Consider the following 8,970-nt stretch of genomic DNA (forward strand, 5'->3'; position numbering starts at 1 on the left):
TCTGTAGGTAGCCATCTCTACGAACTTAATCACGATGTTGGCTGCGATACTGGTGGCGTATCCACCTCCTTGATTTCCAAAATTGTTATTGTTCTGTCCTTCCTAGCCATAAGGCTAGTACTATGACGTCTGTTCCTGCGATTACTCGTCACAAAAAAATTGGCTGACTTCTCATCATTCGTTGTTACTACGAAATTATCTCGTTGATGAGATCTCCCCGGGTAAGAACGACAACCTTCCGCTCATGTCACTGCTCCATATACTGTACAGGATTCGTGCAGTATTGGACTTCGCTTTGTTTGGCAAGCTCATCCGTCCTGATTCAGCCTTAGTATGGAGTTTCTGTTCGTCAGTGCGAGCTTTTGCGTCCGACTTCCTTCAGATTCCACCTCACGGTGGACACCCTTGTCATTCACTAACAGTTCCTACTGCAAAGCCTGTAGTGGACTTTCACCACCAAGTTGTCGCCCATGCCGGGCGCACCAAAAAAAACGGTACATGGCTATGCCATGACCGTAAATGGTTAATGAATCTTCTGATTGTTTATTCTGAGAAAGCCTTAAAAACTACCTTTAGCTCAATAAATAACCTTGAACTGATACCAATAATCCATATATAAAGATCCCTATATAGGTCCATCCTGCTAGTTTTCGCTCTTCTTTGAATTCTTTTAAACCCGCTATTAACATCGTTAAAGCTAAGAAAAATATCATATAATTCTGAAACGCAAAGTTTTGATATATTAGGCTATAAGCTGCTATAACAAGTACGAATATGGAAAATATCATATGTAAAAATTTCAGCAACACCACTTCTTCCTCTCTCTTCTTACCCCTTCCGTAGGTAACCACTTGACCTGTGAAACCGTATCGATTCGTCCATTTGTTGATCGCTCCTGCTTTTCAATCACTCCTTTACCACATTATTCTGTTTTTAGTTAGCTAGTTTCCTTTGAACGTCGGAATCTTTTCTGGAATAATACAGTTTCGCCACCAGATACATCAGGAACATGACGACCGCTCCTATAATGGTAAGGGACAGTATGTAAACCGGATTGAATGTCATTCCAGATACTGTGATATCAGAGCCGATGCTGTGCAAGTAGACTAAAGGACCTGCCGATCCCGGTGTATAGGTAAATAAATAATTGGCTTGCTCATTAAAAATATCAGTGAACCAGTTATTTACGATAACTGACAACACATACAGCGGCACCACAATCCCATAAGCTTTCAAAAGGGCTCTTCGATCGATCCGGATCATCTCTGTTAACAGCAGGGTATAGCCCCGTCGCTACGATCAGCATATGCCCAAAAATATAGGAAAGTCCTCGGATGCTAAGTACATTACTGTATGTTTCCAGTGCATCGGCAAATATGATGGCTGCCAGACCTGCAGGTACAGCCAAGCACCAGGCAATCGTGCTAATCACACGACGAGCAGGATTAATCGCAACCATAAGCAGCAGGATGTTGGCAAAGTGAGAAATATGGAATGGGAAAACTTCAGGACCCAAGCCGTCGGTACTGAAAACATAGATTTGTCTGGTAGCTAATATGCCTACCAGGATTATCCCCATCGCTATGGCAACACGTCGCTTTACTGCAAATGCTTTGTCTCGAGTAAATATATATAATGTAACGGCGAGCACGAAAGGAAAAATCATCATAAAATAATGAAACGTGCTCCACATTTCAAACTGCATCTGCATACTATATACATCCTCTCAACCATTTATCTCTTTCGCCGAAAATCCGAATTTCTCGATTGATCACCGAAACCTCAGAGTAAGTGTGGCAAAATTGTTCTAACCCCCTACACAGGTCAGGTTTCTGCTTTTAACATTGTTATTTACATTAAATCAGGAATGATTTGTCTTCAGTTAGCTAGTCTCCTGTGAGCTTTGGGACTATGATTGACATACCGCAGCTTCGCCAGTAAATACATCAGGAACATGACCGCAGCTCCTACAACTGCCAAGGACAAAAGGTAGGCCGGATTAAATGTAAGTCCGAATACTTCGATCGTGGAGCCAAGGTTGTATAAGTCTTCTAAAGGGGTCCCCGCTTCCGGCACATAGCTGTAAAAGTAATTGGATTGTTCATCAAAAATAGCGACGAACCAGTTGTTCACTATTACCGACAGCAAATAAAGCATCGCTAAAACTTTATATGCTTTTATAAGTGCTCGCCAGTCGACTTGAATCATCCTGGTCAACAACAAATACAGACCCATCGTTACGATTAGCATATGTCCTGAAATATAGGCAAGCCCTTGAGTATTGAGGACATTACTGTAGCTTTCCAAACCATCTGCAAATATGATAGACACCAGACCTGCAGGAAAATTCAGGCACCATGCGATTGCGGCAGTCACCCGAAGATTAGGGTTGATCGCGACGATAAGCAATAGAATATTGGCAAAGTGACAGACCTGGAAGGGAAAAACTTCCGGACCTAAACCCTCATTATTGAAAATGTAAATTTGTCTAGTGGTCAGTATAAGTACTAGGATGATTCCCAACATTATAGCAACTCGTCGTTTTACAGCTAAGGATTTTTCCTGCGTCATTTTATATAAGAATATGGCAAGTACAAATGGAAAAATCATCATGAAGTAGTGAAACGTGCTCCACATTTCAAACTGCGCCTGCATATTGAATACACCCTCTCAACGCTAAACCTATTCCGCAAAATAAATTTTTACTGTTGTTTTCCACAACTGCTGAATAACCGTGACTAGTGAACTACCCACCACTTAAATCCTCCGGATTTTGAAGTGGGGGCTTCCTACGAACTCCATTCTTGTCTGCACAGGTTTCATGCAGACAGAGGAATCGGATATGGGTAGGCTCAAAAGGCAGTCCCTGCCTCATAGGTTTTCTTTTACTTGGCTAACGCCAAGGAATACTCAGTAGGCTTGGTTGTCGCCTATATAGACTTGGTTATCGTCTATATATAAAGTATACCAAATGAGAATGACATTAACCACTTCAAGCTATCGCTTGACCGAAATTCATCTCCCACTTTCACTGGTGCTTCGCACCCATACGCTTAGAAGTGGGAGACTTCTTTCGGAATTACGTTAATACTCTATATTCGAAAAAATGAGTTTCTACCTATTAACCATTTTATTTACTTTATACTATCATTCTTTTTGCATTTTTCATAAGATAGAGAATCATATAGGCTAGGGATGTTCTATTGTCATTCAGTTTTTCCAGATGCGCCTCCTGTTACTCCGATAGTTCTTCCTCTCAAATCCAACCAATCACTAATTCTGTATCTCCTTTCAATTTTTTAATACTATTACTAACTAATTCTCAGTATAGAAGGCTGTTCAGGTTTAATAAACACAACAAATTTATTCTACTGAAAGTAAAAATGTAAACTAATTTATAATTTCCCTTAATCTTGCTTTAGTATGAGCTTACTTATAACCAAATATGCATGTTATAAGTCTCCTATTTATCACAAAAAAGCATAAAACTGGAATTTTTTGGTCAATTTTTCAATAGTAGACTAATAAAAGACACTTTCCCATAAGAAAAGTGTCTTAAAATTTCTAGCCCTCAGCATCACCCATAAAGAGTGACTACTTATAGTTTACTGTTGAATTATATTTTCACCATTAGATGCAATAACTTGTTTATACCAATTAAAAGATTTCTTTCTCTTACGATCCAGCGTCCCCTTACCTTGATCATCCAAATCAACATAGATAAAACCATAGCGTTTGCTCATTTCACCAGTGGACGCAGCTACTAAATCAATACATCCCCATGGTGTATAGCCTATTAGGTCAACACCATCAGTTAAAGCATCTGCCATTGCCTGAATATGCTTTGCTAAATAATCAATACGGTAATCATCATGGATCTCACCATTGTCATCACTTTCATCTTTTGCACCTAATCCATTTTCTACAATGAACAACGGAACTTGGTAACGATCCCACAAGTCAGTTAATGAGATTCTCAAACCTAACGGATCTATCTGCCAACCCCATTCACTTGATTCCAAGAAGGGATTACGTACACCTTCCATCAAATTACCTGCAGCAGGATCTGTCGCTTCTGAATTTGTTTCATCGATAGCCATACTCATGTAATAACTAAAACCAATGTAATCTACAGTGTTTTCCTTTAATAGTTCCTTATCGCCTTTTTCCATTATCGGCATTTTTGCATCATAATGCTGTAATAACTGACTGATATATGTGGGATAATCCCCTCTTACCTGAACATCGCTAGTAAAATAATTAAATGCGCGCTGTTTAAATTGAGAAGCAAATTGATTGCTGGGATTACTGTCAAAAGCATACATAGGAGCATAAATCTGCATACAGCCAATCTGAATATCTTTACGAAACCTTTTCCCGATTTTCACTGCTAGAGCACTGGCAACAAATTGATGATGCCAAGCTTGAAATCGATCAGTAAAATTATTCGCACCCGTTTTAGGAATCAGCCCTTGAGAAAGAGCCGGGAATTCTATTGCGGAATTTATCTCATTAAAAGTCATCCAATATTTCACTTTAGAAGCAAACCGCTCGAACAATACTTCTACATAACGTTCATAAAAATTTACCAATTCTCTATTTTTCCATCCACCATATTTTTTTGCTAAATGTAAAGGCATTTCATAATGAGATATCGTTACAACCGGCTCTATATTATATTTTAGACATTCCTCAATCAATGCTTCGTAAAAAGATATTCCCCTTTCATTTGGCTTTAATTCGTCTCCTTGTGGGAAAATGCGACTCCAGGCAATTGAAAAACGGTAAGCTTTAAATCCCATTTCAGCGAATAAAGCTATGTCTTCTTTAAATCGGTGATAATGATCGATTCCTAAATGGTTAGGGTAATAGTATTTATCTGTATCTATATCCCAATCGAATTCAAGAGAAGAAATAATCGAAAATCGGTTTTTCCCTCCTGGCATCGCATCTGCAACAGATAGCCCCTTACCATCTATGTCAAATGCACCTTCACACTGGTTTGCAGCTGTAGCACCACCCCATAAAAAATCCTTTTTGAATTTCATTTTATTCCTCCTCGTATTATAAGTGTCGTGCTGGTACGTTAAGTTAGTTTTACTGATTTTATCGATACCCTCTTTAGTGAAATAAATCGGCTGGAAATACACTTATTAATATAAGCGTTACACGAGTATTCTATACTCTTTCGGTATGCATTTACAATTTGTTAATCTTCGTATTACTCTTTTTTGGCGATTCATATTGCTGTCTTCAGTTCAAAACTTCTACTTCTACAACCCCAGTTCCCAGTGCTTCCTCTAATCCTACTGCGTTTTCTATATGCCCAATTTTCGTATAGGAGTAATTCGTCGTAAATGATTTATAAAATATCACTAACGTTCTATCACCGTATAACATGACGTCTCCCGCTTCTATGTTATGAACATTCACTGCATCAGTTGTTACAGTTTGAGGAAGAGTATAATACTTCTCGTTCTCGTTTAAGTCAGTCATGGTGAAGCGACCTGGTAATCGTTCGATTACATTCTCTGCTATAGTACTGCCTTCTAAAATGACTGAAAATTCTGAACCATTTATATATAGGGTTATCACATCCTGTTCATCTCCTTCTAAATCCGCCTCTACTTCATCACTTTCACCTAGCTCATCCAGTGATTCATTATTCAATTGAGGAGCAGTTGAATCAGGTTCCGAAACTGTTTCAACTCTACACGCACTTAAGAAAAAGGCGAACAGTATCATCATCCACTTAAATTTCCGATTATTTTTCAATACCATCCTCTCAAAATTAAATTTTTTGGTTTAATGGGCGTAACAGCACCTCGCTGATCGTTACATGGCCAGGCTGTTCTATTGCATATATAACAGCTCGGGCAACGTCTTCTGATGTCAAACTGTTTCCTGTCTGATCTGCAGTTTTTTGCAATTCATTTTCTAAAGACTTATCTCCAACTGTAGAAAACAACTCTGTGTTGACCATTCCTGGCGATATTATCGTTGATCGTATACCATTAGAAAGCTCTTCTTGTCTTAACCCTTCCATAATCGCACGTACCGCAAATTTAGTCCCATTGTATACAGCAGAGCCTGGGTAAACCACGTGCCCGGCAACAGAATCTGTTGTAATGATCAAACCCGATTTCTGTTTTTGCATGATCGGTAACACAGCACCAATGCCATTCAATACACCCATAACATTTATATTCAGCATACTCTCCCAACTTTCGTACTCCAGTTTTGCTAAATTCCCTTGAGGCATGATACCGGCATTATTAAACATCACATCGATTCTACCGAATTTTTCCATAGCAAGATCAATGACAGCTTTAATGTGGTCACGATTTGTCACATCAGCTGCCTGATACACTACATTTTCTCCTAGTTCATCGGCTAAACGTTTGATTCGTTCTTCACGACGAGCAGCCAACACTACCTTTGCATGACTGTCCGCTAATAATTTGGCTGTTGCTTCCCCAATACCTGATGAGGCTCCCATAATAACGACGACTTTTTCTGATAGATTTGACATAGCAATTCTCCTTGAGATTTAATTTTTATGATTCGATCTGTTTGATTATTTTTGCGGGTGACCCGGCAACGATGACATTCTCTGGTATGTCTTTCGTTACAGTTGAATCGGCCGCAATGATTGAGTTTTCACCGACCGTAACCCCCGGTAATATGGTGACATTTGCACCTATCCAGGCATTTTTCTTTATCCTGACCGTCTGAACATTTAATCCACGGCGTTTTTTGGGGTCAATTAAATGATTGACCGTTATGATTCGACTCATTGGTCCGATCAGCACATTATCTTCGATCACGATCCCACCTAAATCAACGAATGTGACGTTTTGATTGATGAAGATATTTCTACCTAAAGTAATATGTTTTCCAAAATCAGTATAGAACGGTAATGAGACAGTAACCGTGCTGTCAACTTTTTTTCCTGTGATTCTTTCTAAATAAGATAATACATCCTGAGGTTTACGATAACCTGTATTAAGTTCAGCTATAAGTGGCTCATTCTTATCTTTCGCTTCATGTATTTCTTTAAAAATAGCGGAACCTGCTAAGATTTCTTTTCCAGCTATTTGTTCGATTAACGTATTCATCGACACTAAAGCCTCCTCACCTTTATTGATAATTTGAGTATACTCGGTTATACTCATAATGAATAATACTTATATGGAATGCCTATGTATTCTTTTAAGTTATAGGAGTGGTTAAATGGATTTAAGAGTACTAACCTATTTTTTAACTGTCGCTAGAGAGGGAACGATCAGTAAAGCTGCGGAGGTTTTACACCTATCCCAACCAGCTTTATCGAAACAATTGAAAAGTTTAGAGGTATACTTAGGTGTACAGCTTTTTGAACGTGGAAATCGTGGAATCACCTTAACGGCTGACGGTATCTATTTGCAGAATCGCGGAAACGAAATTCTCTCTTTAGTTGATAGTACCACCTCGAATATCCAGAAAAACAACGTTATTGGTGGTGACATCTTTATTGGGGGAGGAGAAACACAAGCTATTGAGTATGTTGCAGTTATTTTAAATGATTTAATAAACCATTATCCTGACATAACTATTCATATGTATAGCGGTAATGCTGATGATGTCAAACATAAAATCGATAAGGGTCTCTTGGATTTCGGGTTAGTCATTGATCCGGTAGAAAAACAGAAATATGAATACATCCGATTGCCGCAATCAGACTGTTGGGGGATTTTAGTCAATGAACACCATCCGTTAACAAAAAAAGAGTATGTATCCCCTAATGATTTATTGGATCAATCTTTGATTATTTCCAATCAGTCATTGGTGGATAATCAACTTGCAGAATGGTTAGGACAAAATCTAAGCCATTTCAATATTATAGGAACTTACAACCTTCTATATAATGCTTCTCTCCTAGTCAAAAAAGGCGAGAGTGTCGCACTATGTATTGACGGTATCATCAATACAAAAGACAATGGCCTGAAATTCATCCCATTCTCTCCTCCACTGACCTCCAGCATCAATATTATCTGGAAAAAGAACCAACTATTTTCAAACGCTGCAAATCTTTTTCTTCAAAAGATTACTCAAAAATAATCTGTCTGCAGTTTTCTGTCCATACAGGATTTGTCTCTAACCGTGCAGTTCACTCTCTCTGCTATTTAACTCTCATGCTCTTTTATTACAAAAAGACACATACCAAGAGTGCTGGTATGTGTCTTTCCTTAAATTAATTTTATTTATTGAAAATAATCGGAGCTTTGCGCATGTACTTCTGATCATTTTTGGCCGTACTTCTTTTAATATCTTTGCCGCCGCCTTGCTTGTTCTTAATCAGCTTCTGCATTTTTTCTTTTGGAGTCATTTTTTCCACCACCTCTATAGTTGTTGCTTGTTCATTGTTTTTCATCATTACTTTGTGGCCTCATACGAATACACAAGAAATAAGGACCCGCAGGTAACGTTTTGAGGCTCCATTCGTTCCACTCATTACGCATACTATTTCCGTACGTCACTTTGTTCCTACGGCTCTAGCAAACTGTCACAATCCAGTAAACTGGTTTGTGCTAAAAAAAAAGAACCCCATTTTTGATGGGGTTCTCCATTACCAAAATGAATGGTACTCGATTTCTTCGAAATCTCCGTCCCATACTGTATCCGTAAGCGAATAAATTCGCAACGGCTCCAGCAATTAACGTTTTGAGAATTGTGGAGATTTACGCGCTTTTTTAAGACCTGGTTTTTTACTGTATGGGGTTCACAGAAGTTCATAGACATTCAAACCGCTGTTCTGCAAGTATATCATGCTTCATAGGAATGTGCAAAGAAGCGGGAGTTTAAATATGTGTAAAGTTATTCTCGGAAATTTATTCTAGAAATCTGAAACGCAGTTTATTGTTTTTGTCTTTCTCAAGCCTATTTTGCTCTTCGAGCTTTTAAAAGGCTTGAGAAAGTCAGTTCTAATTA

General features: G+C 38.6%; 10 protein-coding genes. 1 reads left to right on the plus strand and 9 read right to left on the minus strand.

Annotated elements, in window-relative coordinates:
- Positions 1 to 572 precede the first annotated feature (572 nt).
- From ACYQ2O_RS08470 to ACYQ2O_RS08505, 8 genes are all read right to left on the minus strand, one after another.
- The gene (locus ACYQ2O_RS08470; protein ID WP_459771275.1) at positions 573 to 788 is read right to left on the minus strand and encodes a DUF3953 domain-containing protein; all 216 of its coding nucleotides are present in this window, start codon (positions 786 to 788) and stop codon (positions 573 to 575) included.
- Positions 789 to 933: 145 nt separating this feature from the next.
- Positions 934 to 1,203 (minus strand): hypothetical protein, encoded by a 270-nt coding sequence (locus ACYQ2O_RS08475; protein ID WP_459796419.1) that lies wholly within the window; start codon positions 1,201 to 1,203, stop codon positions 934 to 936.
- A complete protein-coding gene (locus ACYQ2O_RS08480) occupies positions 1,181 to 1,711 on the minus strand; it encodes a TMEM164 family acyltransferase (RefSeq protein WP_459796420.1) in 531 nt (176 codons plus the stop codon). The genes ACYQ2O_RS08475 and ACYQ2O_RS08480 overlap by 23 nt, the downstream gene beginning before the upstream one ends.
- A gap of 167 nt (positions 1,712 to 1,878) precedes the next feature.
- A complete protein-coding gene (locus tag ACYQ2O_RS08485) occupies positions 1,879 to 2,655 on the minus strand; it encodes a TMEM164 family acyltransferase (RefSeq protein WP_459771273.1) in 777 nt (258 codons plus the stop codon).
- A 950-nt stretch (positions 2,656 to 3,605) separates the two neighbouring features.
- Positions 3,606 to 5,048, minus strand: coding sequence for a glycoside hydrolase family 1 protein (locus ACYQ2O_RS08490; protein ID WP_459771289.1), 1,443 nt, complete (start codon positions 5,046 to 5,048; stop codon positions 3,606 to 3,608).
- Between the two features lie 205 nt (positions 5,049 to 5,253).
- A complete protein-coding gene (locus tag ACYQ2O_RS08495; protein ID WP_459771184.1) occupies positions 5,254 to 5,775 on the minus strand; it encodes a cyclophilin-like fold protein in 522 nt (173 codons plus the stop codon).
- 16 nt (positions 5,776 to 5,791) lie between these two features.
- Positions 5,792 to 6,532, minus strand: a complete 741-nt coding sequence (locus ACYQ2O_RS08500; protein ID WP_459771182.1) for an SDR family oxidoreductase — start codon at positions 6,530 to 6,532, stop codon at positions 5,792 to 5,794.
- Between the two features lie 25 nt (positions 6,533 to 6,557).
- A complete protein-coding gene (locus ACYQ2O_RS08505; RefSeq protein ID WP_459771180.1) occupies positions 6,558 to 7,118 on the minus strand; it encodes a DapH/DapD/GlmU-related protein in 561 nt (186 codons plus the stop codon).
- Between the two features lie 115 nt (positions 7,119 to 7,233).
- Here ACYQ2O_RS08505 and ACYQ2O_RS08510 point away from each other — a divergent pair, with 115 nt between their 5' ends.
- Positions 7,234 to 8,100: a LysR family transcriptional regulator gene (locus tag ACYQ2O_RS08510; protein WP_459771179.1), complete on the plus strand. Its 867-nt coding sequence runs from the start codon at positions 7,234 to 7,236 to the stop codon at positions 8,098 to 8,100.
- 139 nt (positions 8,101 to 8,239) lie between these two features.
- On the opposite strand, the gene ACYQ2O_RS08515 is transcribed toward ACYQ2O_RS08510, so the two are convergent.
- On the minus strand, positions 8,240 to 8,416 hold the full coding sequence (locus ACYQ2O_RS08515; protein ID WP_459771177.1) for a hypothetical protein: 177 nt from the start codon (positions 8,414 to 8,416) through the stop codon (positions 8,240 to 8,242).
- Positions 8,417 to 8,970 lie beyond the last annotated feature (554 nt).

It is taken from the genome of Alkalibacterium sp. m-11 (assembly GCF_054658155.1).